Origin of the sequence: Paenibacillus sp. JGP012, assembly GCF_014203995.1 — a bacterium.
In the GTDB taxonomy this organism is placed as follows: domain Bacteria; phylum Bacillota; class Bacilli; order Paenibacillales; family Paenibacillaceae; genus Paenibacillus; species Paenibacillus silvae.
Genome location: NZ_JACHKG010000002.1, coordinates 201,677 through 217,881, shown reverse-complemented (window position 1 = coordinate 217,881; position 16,205 = coordinate 201,677). Strand labels below are relative to the sequence as shown.

Here is a 16,205-nt window from a genome sequence, read left to right as displayed (position 1 = left end):
AACGTACTCCCTTTCTTCCTAACGATGCTGCTTGGGTAACAAAATCTATCCTTTCACGGCTCCGAGGGTGATGCCCTTAACGAAGTACCGTTGGATAAACGGGTAGATCATCACGATCGGCAGAATGCTGACCACGATGGATACATAACGAACTTGCAGCGTTGAAACCGCCAGTGCACCGGATGTCATCGTACCGCCCATCTTCTGCATAACCTCTGGCGAGGCCATAATCAGCACCCTTCGCAGGAACATCTGGAGGGGCTGCATATCCTGTTTGCCCAGATACAGCAGGGCCGAGAAAAAGTTGTTCCAGTGGAATACTGCATAATACAGCGTCAGTACGGCCAGCGTAGGTTTGATGATTGGAACAGCAAGACGATACAGCATCGTTAACTCATTCGCACCGTCAATGCTGGCACTTTCAAATATCTCATTCGGAATGCCTTCAAAGGCAGAGCGGCAGATCATGACGTTAAATGTAATCACCAGCACTGGCAGCACCATTACCCAGCGGGTATTGTATAGTCCGAGTGACGTAATCATCATATAGACCGGGATAAGTCCGCCGGAGAAATACATCGTAAAGGCGATGAAAAAGTTCAGCTTGCGCCGCAGGAAAAACTGCTGCCTCGACAATGGAAATGCTGCCAGGCAGGTTGCCACAATATTCAGCAGCGTGCCTACAACGGTGTACCAGACGGTGTTATAGAACGACACCCACAGTTCCTTGTATTGCAGCACCATCTGGTATCCTGAAAGTGTGAAACCGACAGGCCAGAGCACCACTTTTTGCTTGTCGATAGCGTCCACCGAGCTGAAGGAAATGCTGACCACATACAGGAACGGATACAGGGTGACAACAACGGCCAGGATGGTCAGCAGGTAGACAAAGACATAGAACAATCGGTCACTTCTCGATTTTTGCATACAGGCTCTCCTTTGATTCAGTGTGGTTTTACCAGAGTGACATTTTGGTCAGGCGGCGGGTCATGGAATTGGCTGCAAAAACAAGCACAAACGTGATGATGGAGTTGAACAGGCCGACGGCAGTTGCGAAGCCATAGTTCTGGCCCTCGATCCCCATCCGGTATACGTAGGTGGACAGCACGTCCGCTGTTTCATACGTGGCCCCGTTATAGAGCAGATAGACTTTCTCGAAGCCTACACTCATAATGCCGCCGAGCGACAGAAGCAGCAGAATGACAATCGTTGGTTTAATACTTGGAAGTGTTAGATGCCACAGCTCTTGAAATTTGTTCACGCCGTCGATTTTGCCAGAGTCGTACATTTCGGGATCAATGCCCATGATGGCTGCGATGTAGATAATGGAGCTGAAGCCAAAGCTCTGCCAAATGTCGGAACTGGTGAAGATGGTGCGGAACCAGCCGGCGTCCATCATGAAATTTATTTTTTCCATGCCGAGACTTGCGATGAGGGTGTTCACAATACCGTCTGTAGGTGACAAAAAGTTGATAATCATCCCGGCCACCACGACGGTGGAGATAAAGTGAGGAAGATAGGTTACGGTTTGCGCGAAGCGTTTAAAGGTGCGGTTCTTAATCTCTACGATGCAGACTGCAAATAGAATGGGGATGGAGAAACCGAACAAGAGCGGCAGAAAAGCCAGCAAAAAGGTGTTGCGCAGCAGTCGCCAGAAGTAAATCGAGTTCACAAACTGCTCAAACCAGCGCAGGCCCACCCACTCTCCGCTAAACATGCCCTGCCCGGGCATAAAATTACGAAATGCCAACAGCACACCAGGCATCGGCAGATACATAAAGATAACGTAATACAGAAAAATGGGTGAAAACATCAGCAGCAAATACTTATCCCGCCGAATCAGGCTGAACAGCGTAGACATGCGTTTTTTCAACGTAAACACTCCCCTTCATCTCATAATTACAACGTTTGAATTTTTGTTTAAAAATAAAATCCCATCTCTTTTCCCAACGTACACCAACATCTGAGATAGAATTAAAAATCAAGTAATCACTTTGATAAACAAGCATATAATATGCAGTTCAACTTAAAGCGTCGACATTCCACCAAAAATTACAACGTTGTAATTTAACTCTAAATGTATACGCTTACATAAACTTTTTCCCATCTTATCAGAGTCCTCATCGTTTAGCAATATTAAAATTAGTGATCTGTAAAAAATTATGAAGTTAACATTCAATCTGAGTAATCTGTAGTATTGACAAAACCATCTATTATCGCTTCCTTTTAGAGGAGGCTAACCCGAATATAAAAACAACCACTTTTACGACGTCAAGATTTCCATTTGGGAATAACTCTCATGGTTGTAAAGAAAAAAACAGATAGAACCACATATTTCCACCTGTGGTTCTATCTGTTTTTTTAAGAACTTAAAGCCATGCTGTGTAACCAGTATAAGTACCATCACCTTTAATACTAAGTGTGAGCTTGATATTGATAGGCTGTATGTTATTCCCTTCCCAAATATCCCAGCTAAGTTTAACGGTTCCAGTTGCCCAAATACCATCAGGATAACCAGGGTTACTAGTTACACTAAGAGTTTCACTGTCTATTCCCCAAAGGCTATACCATACTTTATCAAAAGTTCCATAAGGAGATCCCTCATTCCATGTGATTTTCGTACCATTTGTTTTATATTTCTGATTAAGTGTATAAACCCACATATTCCCACCAGTCACAACGCTTTCGCCCTTCATCGTAACACTAGCTGTATATTCACCAGCTGCTAAGAAAGGGGAGATTTCACCAGAAACTCTTTTTTGGGCAGTCAAACTTGGGGTAACATTAATACTAACTTCGATTGCACTCCCATCTGCAAATTCATGCCTTGTCACTGGGTTCTCTTCGTTTATTTCGATACCATCTAAGACTTCAGCAATTTTCTCCAGATTGTTTGCATCGAGTTCTTTAATCTCCTTTAGTATCTGAGGATCCTGAATCTTTTGGACACTGTTGCTTACGTTGACATTTGAGGATTTAACCTCATCTGCAAATACAGTAGTACCCAAAGAAAACATCAGTGCTACAGCAACAGTACTACTAATAAATGTTCTTTTCATTTACATTCCCTCCATAGTAATTAATTTATTTTTATAACAAATATTACAATATCATTATCTGCATCATATTTCCATATATATGTGTTAAAATACAAAAAAGGAGGTGGAACAATGAAAAAATTTAGAATATTAGATTATGTTATTGTGTTTTTTATTACATTGATTATTGGAGTAGTTAATATAGTTAAAACAGATGATTACTTTTCTGTAATCGCGCAACTCTTGATGTATGTAGTCATTTTTAGTTTGGTAGTAGGTACAGTTACTAATCTGTTATTTAGATCCTGGACTAAAAGAAATAAAAGTTAACTGTTCATTTAATAATATGTTGCTTGAACTGTAACCCTCTCCACGTGTATACAACAGTGGATACCTGTAGCTGTCCTCAGCGTAAGGTCCAATAAATGATATAAAAAATAGCTTTCATTCTACCTTCCTGTTATATAATTGATTTTTGACTATCTATGCAAATTTTGCATTTAAACGATCAAGGTTAAGAGTACTCATAATGCTAATAGGGCTTAGTTATGATTTGTTCCAGGCAACCGGTTCGCCGGTTGCTCTCCTGCTCTGGATTGATAGTAGTGCAGTTCTCACACTATATACCATCAAAAAACCTAAGCTGAATCCCGCCCAATTGTTACGCCACTCTCTCTTTGGCTCCATAATACATGATTTGTTTTTTGATAAAACAATCTATTATCTCAGTGATGTACTTTCCGTCTATCTAATCTCTTATTTTGTAATATCACTTATCATTATGTATATAAAAGAAGAAGTTGCTTGAAATAATCTCACTTATACCTTAGCTATGCAACTTAATCATTACCATCCCATAAATTACAAAATGATATAATAATTCAATTATGACACTTACATAAATCCCTCTCACTTTAGCATCATGGCATCCTTTGATGACAAATCCGTCTAAGTTGAACTAATCAATTACACAGAAACGGAGAGAAAAAGAAAAAACCTGAAAAAGCGGAACGTTATCACCGGAATATTTCCTAGGAGAAAATGGAATCAAAAAAATCTGTGGATAACAGCGATTGGAAAGTCATTCTGTCATCGGAGTGTACGTGTTAATAATCCTCTGTTCAATTTGAATAAAAATATCCGAGGTGATCAACCCGCTAAAGCCTGACAAGCTATTGAAACTTCCACATTAGGTTCAATACAATAAGATGAGGATCAGGACGAGCGATATTTAACAGAGAGAGGAATAGTCAAATGATGATTGATGTACAGCATGTCACTTGGAAAAGAGGTCCGCTCACGCTGCTGCACGATGTCAGCTGGCGTGTAAACAAGGGCGAACACTGGGCGCTGCTTGGCCTGAACGGCTCTGGCAAAACAACGCTTCTCAACATGATCACTGGCTACCTGTGGCCTACGGAAGGCAGCATCTCGGTGCTCGGCCATGAATATGGCAGTGTGGACCTGAGAGAATTACGGAAGTCCATCGGCTGGGTCAGCTCTTCCCTGCAAGAGAAGCTGTATGCGACCGACCGCACACAATATGTGGTCATCAGCGGCAAACACGCCACAATTGGTTTATATGACAAGCTGGAAGGTGAGGATCTGGAACAGGCCAGGCACTGGATGCAGACACTTGGCTGTGAGCATCTGTGGGACCGCGAATACCGTACCTGCTCTCAAGGGGAGAAGCAGAAGCTGCTCATTGCCCGCGCTCTGATGGCGGACCCGCAGCTGCTTATTCTGGACGAGCCCTGCAATGGACTCGATCTATTCTCCCGTGAGCATCTGCTGCACAGTATTCAGGAGCTGACCGAACGCCCGGATACTCCTTCGCTGATCTATGTAACGCACCATACCGAGGAGATACTTCCTGTTTTCAGGCATAGTCTTCTGCTCAGGCGGGGAGAAGTCTTCGGGAACGGGCTCACGGAGGAGCTGATGACTCAGGATGTGTTAAGTAATTTCTTCGAAGCACCGGTAGAGGTGGATCGGCATGGTGAGCGGGTCTATGTCCGGGCGGCATCGTGCCAAGACCAGAAATAGCAAGCTATATAGCTATACAAATTCTAGCTATACAAATTGAATTACAGAATCGACGGCTTTAGAACCTGACCAATACACAAAATCGGTCCATGATCGTCAAAAAGGACTGTAATGGGGCAGAATACAGCATAGGCAGGCTGCTCAATCAGGGCGTGTCTGAAAACGCTGAAGAAAGCCAATTTTGCCTAATTTTCGTTCCAAGCCAGGAAGTTTCCCGCAGGTGTGCCGGGGCACGTCAAGGGGAAGTGACGTAGCAGGGGGCGAAAAAGGGGGAACGATGCACTTCAGTAGGTTTCAAGACACGCCCTAGGAGGTGGAATTCTAACGATCTCCAGGAAGCTTATTTGCCCTGAATCGGGGGCATCAGAATTCTAACGGTCTCCAGAAACCTTATTCCATTCAAAATCCTGAATCATGCTCATAAACAGGTTGATCTCAGCCGAATAGCGTCTCTGTGAATCGTTAGAATTTTCCAAAGTCCGATTATTCCGAAATAAGGCTTCTCCTGATCGTTAGCGCTCGTAGTGGCAAACTTGCCATGGGAGATGGGCAAATTTTTGGCCAATTACGTCTGGATTGATGAGGACAGAAAAGCCTGAAAAAGCTGACTTTGGGGATAAAAAAATAAACAAAGCCCAAAATCTTATCCACATGTGGATAGTTTTTGGGCTTTTTACTCCTATATGTTGTGTTATCCACGGTTTTCTGTGCAGAACTTTGGTTTAACTGAGTATAACTTAACTCTTGCGATCCTCGCATCCAGCCTTCCCGGCTTCCGGTTTTACTTCAATCCGGTTTACGCGCCGCCAGGAACAGGAATAGCGGGATGCGTTTTCTTCGCTCATAGGTCTCTTCATCCGTGAAGTAGGCACGCTGCGGTGCAGATTCACGCAGCTGCTCCACACGGAATCCGGCCTGCTGCAGCGCAGTATAATAGGATTCTATAGAACGGTGCATTTTCTTCACAGACCCCCCCAGCCACTGCTGCTCCCGATACCCCTCAACGAAATATTGATCCACAACCCAGTTCGTACGCATGCCTAAAGGCTGAAGCGTTGAAGTGATGACTGGATGCTCCACCGAGAAGACAAACAGCCCCTGCTTACGCAGCGTAGCATATACTCTCCGGAACAGGGTGTTCACATCCTCAATATAGTGAATAGCCAATCTTGATATCGCAAGGTCATATGTATCGGCGGGATAAGTCCATTCCTCCAGATAAGAGTGCTCGATTCGGGCATTTAACCCCTTAACCGAGTCGCGGGCAGCTGTGACCATATTGATTGAGCCCTCAACGCCTGTATAGGCCGAGCCCTTGTGCCTTTCTCCCAGCAGCTCTGCGGCAAATCTCGCATCCCCGCAGCCGAGATCCAGAATGCTCTTGCCTGAGGCATCCCCGATCAACTCCAGCATAACCGGCTTCTCCAGTGTATCATTGGCATTGTCCCGTCCTTGGCGGTGTTCCATATACGTCTGAAATACAGCATCATTATCATAAAAATCCGAGCCCTTTTCACTCATCCTTTATCAACCTCCATTCCGTACATTCATGTGACGCTCATTAACACATTCTTTTGCCGCCCATTATCTGTAAAAGTATACCAAATATAACAACCTGCCGCCATGACAAAAAAGACCGCTTACGGATTATTATCCGTAAACAGCCTTAACGCCTGAATGCTTCTATTTTTTGGGCTTTCTGAAAGAAAGCTGCATCGGAAGCATAGGCTTCGCCTTGATCACCGGATTTTCCCCTTCTATAAAGGGGATAGGGTCTATCCAAAGCGTTCCGTTTTGTACCATTTGCTCTCGCGTTTGCGTATTTTGTCCAATAGCAGGTTATAGAAGGCGCGAATCGAGATCAGAATGAACAGCTGCGCATAGGTAAAATACGATACACACGCATAGATGAAATTTCGGGTGTTGCTCTGCCCGATATCCGCTGCCAGCGCCAGATTGATTTGCAGCACATAGATAAAGTACATCAAGGCCCAGCCAATAACCAGATACACATAGGCATCGCCGGCAAACTGGAATGGCGATTGAACCTCCGGTTTGAAGATGGCAATGACCTGGTACACGAGGTTCACCACAAAGATGATGTCCGACACGATAATCGCCAGCATAAACCAGAAATAACTGACCGCATAGTACAGCACCAGCAATTTGTTGCGCCAGCTTGAACGATTAAACAGGTTATGAATGTTATCCAGTACAACCTGATAGTTGCCCTTCGCCCAGCGCTCTCGCTGCTTCATGTATACACGCAGCTGCTCCGGCTCCTGCTGATACGCCTCCGCTTGCGGTGCAAGCGCGACCAGCTGGCCGCGGTTCATAATCTCGAACGACAGAGCCGTATCCTCGGTAATGGCGGTCACATCCCAGCCGCCGATTTCGCGGATAAGCTTGCTTTTGATAATGTAATTCGTGCCCGGAATGGTTCCAAGTTTGAACAGCTCCCACAGTCCTGTGTGGTATACACGCTGGGAAGTTATAATCTCCAGATTGATGCATTTGGAGAGGAAATTTTGCCCGCGGTTACGTGCCTTGTTCCGTCCAAATACGACACCATAGCGTTCAGGGTCTTCCAGGGATTTTTGTGCCAGAAACATGAGTGAATTACGCTCGGGTGCGGCGTCTGCATCAAATATGCAGATCCATTCTCCCGTCGCCAGCCCCAGCCCGTCGTTCAGCGCGCCAGACTTGCCCCCGGTGCCTTTACGCTCGAGAACGGTAACATTGCGATGCACATAACTCGTTTGACCGAGAAAGGTGTGCAGCCGCTCTGCCGTATCATCCGTGCAATTATCCGCAATGACGATGAGCTGGATTTTGTCTTCAGGATAATTCAAACGCAGAATGTGCTCCACGGTTGCCACAATGACAAGCCCTTCGTTATGAGCGGGTACCATCACCGTGACGGTTGGATAATGATCCATATTCTCCGGAATCTGAATACCTCTCTTCTCCTGCTTGCGAATAAAACGAATCGCACCTGCCATAATAACAATCGATTCAAATACAGCAATCCAGATACTGAATATCGACAAGATCAGAATGATGTCAGCCACCCGTTTTCCTCCGATCATACCTGCGGATTACTCTGGAGCGAAAACGAAGCGTCGCGATGGTTAACAGGATCGTAAATACAGCTAAGATGCAGCTGACAGCAATACAGATCGGGATAAACCACGTCATATAATCCATTCGTCCCCGCTCCTTCCTGTTAGATGTATTCTCCAATCAGATCCGTCTCCGTATTACGTTCCAGTGCAGCAAGCACAGCGTCAATATTGTCATACTTGCTGAACTGCTCCTTCTGGAACACGAGTGCACCGGATTTAATTACCGTCTGCAGTTCGTTCCCCCGCTTGTCGAGCACTTCCAGATCCATCACATTTTTTTTGATCCGGCGTGTCAGCATCGGTAAATAATCTGCATTCACCATCGGACACAGAATGACAAACCGGCCGCGGTCTACAAAAAATTTGTAATCCTCATAGCGAATCTGCTTCTGGATCGTCTCAGAAATCTCTAGCAAAAACTGCGCATATCGTACGGAACCAAGCGACTCCATTACAAGCGGCAGAAATTCAATCTTGAACATGGCAATGCAGAATCCATAACAATCTGAATAACGGCGGGCAAGGTTGCTCTGTTTGATTAATGTGTCTCCAAGCGCCTGCTTGTTGCCTAGTGTCGTGTCCAGATCAATCTCGGGATTGTAGTCCTTCATCTGCTCCAGACGTTCAATAATGCGTGCGCTCCGCACCAGCCTTCTCTTGATAACAGCTGAGATCGCCAGGTTCGCCGGGATAAGCAGCCACCACGAAAACACCAGTATATTGGAATCTGCAAACGTCACCAGCCACACAAAATAAATGACCAGATATACAAAACCAAGGACAACCGATACACCAACAGGTAGTAAAAGTCCTAAAGCGAGCGCCGCAAGTGATGCGGTGCTTAAAACGATATGAAGCAGGGTATAGCTCTGATTCATGTACAGATGCAGATACACCAGAAGCTGCTGCAAGATGGCAAGGCCGATCAAAATGGCATATCCCCAGGCAAGACGATGGGTAATCGCGTTATTTTTCATAGGTCCCCTACTTTTTCAGCAAATTATACAAAGCCGTTTCCCCGAGAAGCGGAAACAGGTTATCAAACAGATGTGTGTTTCCATCAAACACATAACCGCCCGGATAACGAGAATCCTGACCCCGCAATGTGATCATATGCTTGTACAGCTGTTTGGCCCAAGCTTCATCACCTGAACGAACAGCAAGCAGCATCGTGAGGCCGTACACCGAAGCTGATTCGTAGTTCACGGCTGGTGTGCGAGTTGTGCGTTCATACTGGCCGGGAAGCTGTCCCCGAGTCTCGAACTCTTTTTTCAGAAAAGCAATAAGCTTGTCAGGTCTGTTCCCTGACTCCATCACATGATTCGCCACGATGAGCTGATCAATCAGATTCACCTTGGTATCGTAGGTATACATCTCGTTCATAACATCAAAGCTCTTCGGATAGAATAGTCCATCATCAGGCATTTTATGCAGTACGCTGAAGTAGCGCTCATAAGCATTCGGTTCCAGCATCTGATGATCTCTCATCGCTTTCAGTGCGAGCAGGTCGATATAGACAAGACTTAACGTATTGGTGGAATGTCTGCCTTCAAAATCGTAAAAATCGACCATGTACCCCCGCTGCTCGGTTCGCTGTGTCAAGGTTCTTGCAAGAGCCGATGCTGTGGCCAGCTTTGCTGCTCTGCCTTGCTCCCAGCGGTCAGCCGCTTGCAGCAGCGCTCCCATAATTCGCAGATCGTCACCCAGCGCATTGGTCGCTACATGAGCCTTGCCCTGCGTATCCAGCTTCCAGGCGATATAGAGGTCAGGCCGGTTCACATAATACGTCTGGAGCTGTGAATAAGCCTTCTGGAACATGGGCTCATCATCCATTGCCAAAGCATACTGCATCCACAGCCCCAGCGATTCTGACAATGCCTCTCTTCCTGCTACGATATCCGCTCTCTCAGACACCGCATCCTTCAGATAGGTAGCCAGTGTACCATTGGGATTCGTCATATGCTCTTCAATAAAGACAGCTGTAGGCGAAACCTTATCCATCACAAACCGCTCCCTCCAAAGCAGTAAAATCGCCACAGACAAGGCGGCAAGCAGCAGTATGTACCATGAGCGTTTATTGCGAAAAATAAATTTCACACCATTCCTCCTGACAGGGATATAAGACAGAGCAGCAGAACCTCTTCTGACAAGAGAAGCAGGTCTTATCCAAAGTGTGCGCTTATTCATGGTGATCCATGTATGAGCGGCGGCCGCCTTTTTTGACAAATTTCCAGTCCACCTCGATGTTATGCCTCATTCTGCGCAAAAGCTGTATCGCTGTCTGAATCTCTTCCTCTGTCAATCCATCCAATGTCACCTGGTCCGAGTGGACGCCTTCTCTGCGAATAAACTCCCATGCTTCCAGCCCTGCCGCTGTTGGATACAGCACCTTATTCTTCTTATTACCCAATGCAGGCTGTTTGACTATGAAACCATCCGATTCGAGCTTGGTGATGGCCCGGGCTGCAGTTGTACGATCCACTTTGATCAGTTCAGCCAGCTGGTTCGGAATAATGCCCGGATTCTCGCAGATGCGGTACAAATACAAATATTGCCCCCGGGACAGATTCAGATGCTGGAATTCAACGTTGCTGATGGAGTCCAGGCAACGAGCAATCATGCCAATCTCACGCAGCACCTCTCTTGGCTCATCAAGTGCAAGTGATTCATTAGGTTCATTCACAGCGCTCACACTCCTATATAAAATTGTTGCATTCGCAACATAATTGATGGTATAACTACACTAGTTTATCACGTTCGCATTCATTGCGATATTACGATCATGCGAAGGAGAATTAATTGATGAATATAACAATTGTCGATGCAGACAGCCAAGACCTGCTTGATGCTTGTTTTGCCATTCGGACTGCGATTTTTGTAGAAGAACAGGGGGTGTCTGCAGCGGATGAATTTGATGAATATGATGCGTTAGGCACGGAAGCGCGCCATATCCTGCTCTATGCGGACGGGGTGCCGGCTGCCTCCTCCAGACTGCGCATCGTCGAACACGTCGCCAAGCTGGAGCGCATCTGTGTCATGCTGGATTACCGCAAGCATGGTCTGGGCCGTGTGTTGATCAACAAGCTGGAGGAAATGGCACTCGCGGACGGACTGAAAAAGGCCAAGCTGCACGCACAAGTACAGGCTTCCGGCTTTTATGAACGTCTGGGCTACGCTCCCGCTTCCGATGTGTTTATGGAGGATGGCATTCCCCATCTGCTGATGACAAAACAGCTGAAATAACGCATAACCAAAAACGCCTCTACCCTCCACTTCATTCAGTGGTAAAGGGATAGAGGCGTTTGACTATTCATATTGATTATGTGGTGTTGCTGTGCTAATTGAAAAGCTTAACCCATAGCCAGACGGCTTGCATCTGTTTTCACATCAGACTTGCCCTCTTCTGCTTTGGCTTCCGCATTGTTCTTCATCTGTTTGCTGCGCAGTTGTCCGCAGGCGGCATCAATGTCTGTACCATGCTCCATACGCACCGTTGAATTAATGTTGTTCTTCTTCAACGTATCATAGAAGCCCAGAATGGATTCCTCGGTGCTCCGCTGATACTGGCTGTGCTCATCCACCGGATTGTACGGAATCAGGTTCACGCTGACCATGCTCTTGCGGCTGGACAGCAGTTCAGCCAGCTCGGCCGCATGCTCCCGCTGATCGTTCACATCCCGAAGCAAAATATATTCAAACATAATGCGTTTGTTTGTTTTTTCCAGATAATAATCGACAGCATCCATCAATTGTTCAATCGGGAAGGCCCGGTTGATCTTCATGATCTGTGTACGCAGCTCATTATTCGGGGCATGCAGGGATATTGCCAGGTTGACTTGCAGACTGCTGTCTGCAAACTCCTTGATTTTGTCCGGCAGACCGCTTGTGGATACCGTGATCCGTTTCGCAGCCAGCGCCAGCCCCTTGCGATCCTTGATCACTTCGATAAAGTTGCTCATATGCTCGAAGTTGTCAAACGGTTCGCCGATGCCCATCACCACAACGTTCGTAACGCGCTCACCTTGTCCAGCCGCATCCAGATGCCGCTGTACATGCATGATCTGCTCCACAATCTCGCCAGCGGAGAGATCACGGCTTTTCTTGATCAGTCCGCTCGCGCAGAAGCTGCAGCCGATGTTGCAGCCGACCTGCGTTGTCACGCAGACGGTCAAGCCGTATTTTTGCCGCATCAGCACCGTTTCAATCAGGTTGCCGTCTTGCAGACGGAGCAGGAATTTCACCGTACCGTCCGAAGACTCCTGCTTCACATGCTCCTGGAGTGAGTTCATTGTAAAATGCTCCGCAAGTACATCCAGACATTCCTGACGCACATCGGACATGCCTGCAAAATCATGCACCCGCTCCTGGTACAGCCACTCCCAGATGCGGGAAGCGCGGGATTTCTTCTGCCCATGCTCGGGCAGCCAGTCACGTAATTGCTCTAATGTTAATCCATATATGGATGATTTAATCATGGTATAAACCTCTTTTCGCAAAAAAGCATATGGCTCATCGGTTGTCTTACCCAAAAAACCTCTACTCTGTATTGTCCCAAAATTAACAGGCGAACACAAGGGCTTTTGCATTTCTTCCAAGAGGTTTTATGCATGGTAAATCTGCGTAACAGCGCGAACACCTCTCACACACGTTAGAAACGAATGATACCAGACGTGTGCAGCAGCACCAGCAGAACAAGAATTGGCGCGACATACCGCAGCATAAACAGCCAGATGCGGAACCAGCGAGAGCTTAGACCGGAAGCCTCCGCAGCCGTTTTCCAGAAGTACCCCGCAAAGATGGTAACCAGCAATCCGCCGACAGGCAGCAAAATATTAGAAGCCATGAAGTCCATCCAGTCAAATACACTCTTCGATCCTATCTTCCACTCTGGCAACAGCCCCAGCGACAGAACGGAGGGCAGTCCCACGATGAACACAGCAAGAGAGATGGTCCATACCGCACGGTTACGGCTCCATGCGAAACGCTCCATGAAATATTTAACGGGAACCTCAAGCAGCGAAACCGCAGACGTGAGCGCCGCAATCGACAGCAAAACAAAGAACAATCCAGCAAACAGGAAACCCAGCGGCATCGCCGAGAACGCAGCAGGCAGTGCAATGAATACCAGGGAAGGCCCCTGATCCGGTGCGATGCCAAACGAGAACGTTGTCGGGAAAATGATCAGACCTGCAATAAAGGCATAGAGCAGGTCTCCCGCACCGACGGCAACCGTTGCTGCGCCGAGGGATTGATTTTTGTCCACATACGAACCATACGTTACAAGAATACCCATGCCCAGCGACAGCGAGAAGAAGGCATGTCCAAGCGCTACCAGTGCCGATTCCGTCGTGAGCCGAGAGAAATCCGGATTCAGGAAAAAGGAAACCCCTGCACCTGAACCCGGCAATGTAATTGCACGAATCATCAGAACGAGCAATAACACCAGCATCGCTGGAATCAGAATTTTGTTAAACTTCTCAATTCCGTTGGAGACACCTTTGGCTACGATCCAGCCTGTGATCAGAACTGCGACCAGTTGCCATACAATTGGCATATAGCCGCCTACAAAAGCGTTAAACTGTCCGGCATAATCTGCGTTGCTAAACAAAGTGCCGCTAAACGAAGTTACAGCATAATGCAGCGTCCAGCCTGCAATAATGACATAGAAGGACAGAATGATAAACGGTGTTAACACTTGCAGCAGCCCTGCTGCGAGCCAGCCTTTATGTCCGCCCGCTTTGATAAAAGCGGTAGCAGCACTGCCACGACCACTGCGTCCAATCGCAAGCTCCGCAAGCAGGACAGGCAGACCGATCAGCAGCAGACAGACGATAAAGAGCAGGAAAAACGCCGCTCCTCCGTTCTCACCTGTAATATATGGGAATTTCCACATGTTACCGAGGCCCACCGAGCTGCCAATAGCCGCCAGAATGAAACCGGCACGTGAGAAACGCTCTCCTTTGCCAGCTTGGTTCGGGTCCAGGTTCGACTTACTCAAATTCATTGTATCTACTCCATCACTTTAAAGTTTTCCCGTAATTATATACTACTCCGTGTGTAAGGTCATGCATAAATCACAATTTGTCGAAAATTTACCATATGGGCTTCATTCCAGTATGCAACAATTAGTTATAGCTTAACCATGAACTTCGCTGGGGAAACCCAAAGGCAGCAACAAAAAAAGAGACGCTCCAGATCGCCGTTATGCAAGGAAAGGCGCTGAAACATCTCCACTTTTTATAGAGTAAGGTGTATGAAAAGTACAGCTATACTGCACAGTTTATATCTTGATCTCCAGCAGTTCGTATTTGATAACACCCATCGGTGCATTAACATGGATCACACTGCCGACCTCTTTGCCCATTAATTCTTTACCAAGTGGGCTCTCATACGAAATTTTATTGTTGGATACATCTGCTTCCGCAGGACCGACCAGTTGATATTCAATCTTTTCCGCAAACTCCAGATCGTTCAGCAGCACGGTTGAGCCGATGCTTACTTTGGTGGAGTCCATATTGTCCGAGCTGATTACTCTTGCCTTGGTCAGCATTTTCTCCAGAATCAGAATGCGGGTCTCCATAAATGCCTGATCATCTTTGGCTGAATGATACTCACTGTTCTCCTTCAGGTCCCCGTAACTGATCGCAAGCTTCAGACGTTCTGCAAGCTCCTTGCGCTTCACCGTTTTCAGTTCCTTCAGTTCTTCCTCCAGCTTTTCCAAGCCTTCCTGTGTCAAAATTACTTCATCATTAGCCATGTTTTCCATCTCCTAATCCTGCTATCTATCTCTATTCTAACCTATATCCACTCCAAACGGTTAACATACCCCGGAAAAAGAAATTAAACTCCCATTGATCGAAATGAGCCCACACCCGAAATATGTATGCGTGCACTATAACCTCTATATTTTACTATTGCTTAAATTGTACCGGTACAATTGGAGTAAACACGTGTGTGCATTTCAGACGTTCACTTATACAATGAATTCAGGGCGCAGCTTTCACGACATTTCACCTGCGACCCATGATATGACTGAGAGGTGATCGAGATGAATGTTACATTGACTCCATCTGAAATACACGCTTATCTGAAACGGATAGGCATTAATACAATCAAGAAGCCCACTTTGGAATTCCTTGCGGAAATGCAGCAGGCACATGTCCACCATCTATCCTGGCAAACGGTCGATATTTTTGCGGGCAGGCCTGCAGGCATCGATCTGAGAGAATCCGTGCAGCTGATCCTGCAAGGACGCAGCGGTTACTGTTTCCATTTAAATGGCGCATTCAGTGTGCTGCTTCAGTCTCTGGGATATACAGTGCACTGGCACCGTGCCGGCGTTCAGCCACATGGGGAACAGCCACGTGTGAACTCGTTCCATCTTGGTCTGTCCGTCTCTTTGCCAGATGCGGACCCGAATGTGGAACGTTGGATTGTGGATGTCGGTCTGGGTGGCATGCCTTTTGAACCGCTTCCTCTTCGTTACGGAACCTATGGTTCCGAGCCGTTTACTTATACATTAATGTCTTCTTTCGTTGTTTCCGGTGGATGGAGACTTGAATACGAGCCTAACGGACCGAGTAAGGGAGTAGACTATGATCCCGAAGAGCTTACCCGTCTCGAAGAGTTTATTCCCAAGCATGAATTCTACAGCCAATCCGTGGATTCGCCTTGGCATAACGCATTTTTGCTCCGTCAAAGAGATACAGACCACAGCTATGAGCTCCGGGGATGTATGCTTCGCACGCATGGCATCGAAGGCATAAGCAAAACGGAAATTCAAACCTATGATGAATGGAAAGACGTACTAGCCAAGCTTTTCTATGAACCGTTGGTGAATTATACGGAGCAGGAACGCCGAGAAATGTGGGAGCGGATACAAGTTGCGAATGAAGAATGGAAACGAACACAACTAGCCTGAAATACTGGGGAAAACGCCAGAAAAGGATAAATATAGAGGAAAGCCTGTCATCCATGCCGAATACAACGTCAGGTG

The 16,205-nt window shown here is 46.7% G+C and carries 15 protein-coding genes; 3 read left to right on the top strand and 12 right to left on the bottom strand.

Translation table 11 applies throughout. The annotated features are described in order from the left end of the window. Positions 1 to 45: 45 nt before the first annotated feature. From HNR77_RS03410 to HNR77_RS03400, 3 genes are all read right to left on the bottom strand, one after another. Complete coding sequence (locus tag HNR77_RS03410; protein WP_184180784.1) at positions 46 to 927, bottom strand: carbohydrate ABC transporter permease; 882 nt, start codon at positions 925 to 927, stop codon at positions 46 to 48. A gap of 28 nt (positions 928 to 955) precedes the next feature. Next, positions 956 to 1,861, bottom strand: a complete 906-nt coding sequence (locus HNR77_RS03405; RefSeq protein WP_184181269.1) for an ABC transporter permease — start codon at positions 1,859 to 1,861, stop codon at positions 956 to 958. Between the two features lie 508 nt (positions 1,862 to 2,369). Next, the gene (locus HNR77_RS03400; protein ID WP_184180782.1) at positions 2,370 to 3,059 is read right to left on the bottom strand and encodes a hypothetical protein; all 690 of its coding nucleotides are present in this window, start codon (positions 3,057 to 3,059) and stop codon (positions 2,370 to 2,372) included. Between the two features lie 1,233 nt (positions 3,060 to 4,292). On the opposite strand from HNR77_RS03400, the gene HNR77_RS03395 reads away from it, so the two are divergent. Continuing rightward, positions 4,293 to 5,084, top strand: coding sequence for an ABC transporter ATP-binding protein (locus tag HNR77_RS03395; protein WP_184180780.1), 792 nt, complete (start codon positions 4,293 to 4,295; stop codon positions 5,082 to 5,084). 786 nt (positions 5,085 to 5,870) lie between these two features. On the opposite strand, the gene HNR77_RS03390 is transcribed toward HNR77_RS03395, so the two are convergent. From HNR77_RS03390 to HNR77_RS03365, 6 genes are all read right to left on the bottom strand, one after another. Beyond that, entirely contained in the window at positions 5,871 to 6,605 is a 735-nt protein-coding gene (locus HNR77_RS03390) for a class I SAM-dependent DNA methyltransferase (protein ID WP_184180778.1), read from the bottom strand. 254 nt (positions 6,606 to 6,859) lie between these two features. Continuing rightward, positions 6,860 to 8,155: a glycosyltransferase family 2 protein gene (locus HNR77_RS03385; RefSeq protein ID WP_184180776.1), complete on the bottom strand. Its 1,296-nt coding sequence runs from the start codon at positions 8,153 to 8,155 to the stop codon at positions 6,860 to 6,862. Beyond that, positions 8,148 to 8,291: a hypothetical protein gene (locus HNR77_RS03380; protein WP_184180774.1), complete on the bottom strand. Its 144-nt coding sequence runs from the start codon at positions 8,289 to 8,291 to the stop codon at positions 8,148 to 8,150. The genes HNR77_RS03385 and HNR77_RS03380 overlap by 8 nt, the downstream gene beginning before the upstream one ends. A 19-nt stretch (positions 8,292 to 8,310) precedes the next feature. Next, complete coding sequence (locus tag HNR77_RS03375; RefSeq protein WP_184180773.1) at positions 8,311 to 9,186, bottom strand: diguanylate cyclase domain-containing protein; 876 nt, start codon at positions 9,184 to 9,186, stop codon at positions 8,311 to 8,313. Between the two features lie 7 nt (positions 9,187 to 9,193). Then, positions 9,194 to 10,306 carry a glycosyl hydrolase family 8 gene (locus HNR77_RS03370; protein ID WP_184180771.1) on the bottom strand — a complete coding sequence of 371 codons (1,113 nt, stop codon included), beginning with the start codon at positions 10,304 to 10,306 and terminating at the stop codon, positions 9,194 to 9,196. A gap of 82 nt (positions 10,307 to 10,388) precedes the next feature. Beyond that, positions 10,389 to 10,829, bottom strand: a complete 441-nt coding sequence (locus tag HNR77_RS03365; protein ID WP_184181267.1) for a MarR family winged helix-turn-helix transcriptional regulator — start codon at positions 10,827 to 10,829, stop codon at positions 10,389 to 10,391. Positions 10,830 to 11,011: 182 nt separating this feature from the next. On the opposite strand from HNR77_RS03365, the gene HNR77_RS03360 reads away from it, so the two are divergent. After that, a complete protein-coding gene (locus tag HNR77_RS03360; RefSeq protein ID WP_184180769.1) occupies positions 11,012 to 11,452 on the top strand; it encodes a GNAT family N-acetyltransferase in 441 nt (146 codons plus the stop codon). Positions 11,453 to 11,559: 107 nt separating this feature from the next. On the opposite strand, the gene rlmN is transcribed toward HNR77_RS03360, so the two are convergent. The 3 genes from rlmN to greA all read right to left on the bottom strand — a co-directional run bounded on the left by rlmN (position 11,560) and on the right by greA (position 14,966). Continuing rightward, entirely contained in the window at positions 11,560 to 12,684 is a 1,125-nt protein-coding gene (rlmN, locus tag HNR77_RS03355; RefSeq protein WP_184180767.1) for a dual-specificity RNA methyltransferase RlmN, read from the bottom strand. Positions 12,685 to 12,857: 173 nt separating this feature from the next. Continuing rightward, the gene (locus HNR77_RS03350; RefSeq protein ID WP_184180765.1) at positions 12,858 to 14,213 is read right to left on the bottom strand and encodes a sodium-dependent transporter; all 1,356 of its coding nucleotides are present in this window, start codon (positions 14,211 to 14,213) and stop codon (positions 12,858 to 12,860) included. Positions 14,214 to 14,489: 276 nt separating this feature from the next. After that, positions 14,490 to 14,966 carry a transcription elongation factor GreA gene (gene greA, locus HNR77_RS03345; protein ID WP_184180763.1) on the bottom strand — a complete coding sequence of 159 codons (477 nt, stop codon included), beginning with the start codon at positions 14,964 to 14,966 and terminating at the stop codon, positions 14,490 to 14,492. A 291-nt stretch (positions 14,967 to 15,257) separates the two neighbouring features. Between greA and HNR77_RS03340 the strand changes: the two genes are divergently transcribed. Beyond that, positions 15,258 to 16,130: an arylamine N-acetyltransferase family protein gene (locus HNR77_RS03340; RefSeq protein ID WP_184180761.1), complete on the top strand. Its 873-nt coding sequence runs from the start codon at positions 15,258 to 15,260 to the stop codon at positions 16,128 to 16,130. The last annotated feature ends 75 nt before the right edge of the window (positions 16,131 to 16,205 follow it).

Excerpts from the sequence above, each read along its gene's own strand:
- HNR77_RS03410 (WP_184180784.1), bottom strand. The coding sequence starts at position 927 with ATGCAAAAATCGAGAAGTGACCGATTGTTCTATGTCTTTGTCTACCTG.
- HNR77_RS03390 (WP_184180778.1), bottom strand. The coding sequence starts at position 6,605 with ATGAGTGAAAAGGGCTCGGATTTTTATGATAATGATGCTGTATTTCAG.
- HNR77_RS03405 (WP_184181269.1), bottom strand. The coding sequence starts at position 1,861 with ATGTCTACGCTGTTCAGCCTGATTCGGCGGGATAAGTATTTGCTGCTG.
- HNR77_RS03365 (WP_184181267.1), bottom strand. The coding sequence starts at position 10,829 with ATGATTGCTCGTTGCCTGGACTCCATCAGCAACGTTGAATTCCAGCAT.
- HNR77_RS03380 (WP_184180774.1), bottom strand. The coding sequence starts at position 8,291 with ATGGATTATATGACGTGGTTTATCCCGATCTGTATTGCTGTCAGCTGC.
- HNR77_RS03360 (WP_184180769.1), top strand. The coding sequence starts at position 11,012 with ATGAATATAACAATTGTCGATGCAGACAGCCAAGACCTGCTTGATGCT.
- rlmN (WP_184180767.1), bottom strand. The coding sequence starts at position 12,684 with ATGATTAAATCATCCATATATGGATTAACATTAGAGCAATTACGTGAC.
- greA (WP_184180763.1), bottom strand. The coding sequence starts at position 14,966 with ATGGCTAATGATGAAGTAATTTTGACACAGGAAGGCTTGGAAAAGCTG.
- HNR77_RS03340 (WP_184180761.1), top strand. The coding sequence starts at position 15,258 with ATGAATGTTACATTGACTCCATCTGAAATACACGCTTATCTGAAACGG.
- HNR77_RS03395 (WP_184180780.1), top strand. The coding sequence starts at position 4,293 with ATGATGATTGATGTACAGCATGTCACTTGGAAAAGAGGTCCGCTCACG.
- HNR77_RS03350 (WP_184180765.1), bottom strand. The coding sequence starts at position 14,213 with ATGAATTTGAGTAAGTCGAACCTGGACCCGAACCAAGCTGGCAAAGGA.
- HNR77_RS03375 (WP_184180773.1), bottom strand. The coding sequence starts at position 9,186 with ATGAAAAATAACGCGATTACCCATCGTCTTGCCTGGGGATATGCCATT.
- HNR77_RS03400 (WP_184180782.1), bottom strand. The coding sequence starts at position 3,059 with ATGAAAAGAACATTTATTAGTAGTACTGTTGCTGTAGCACTGATGTTT.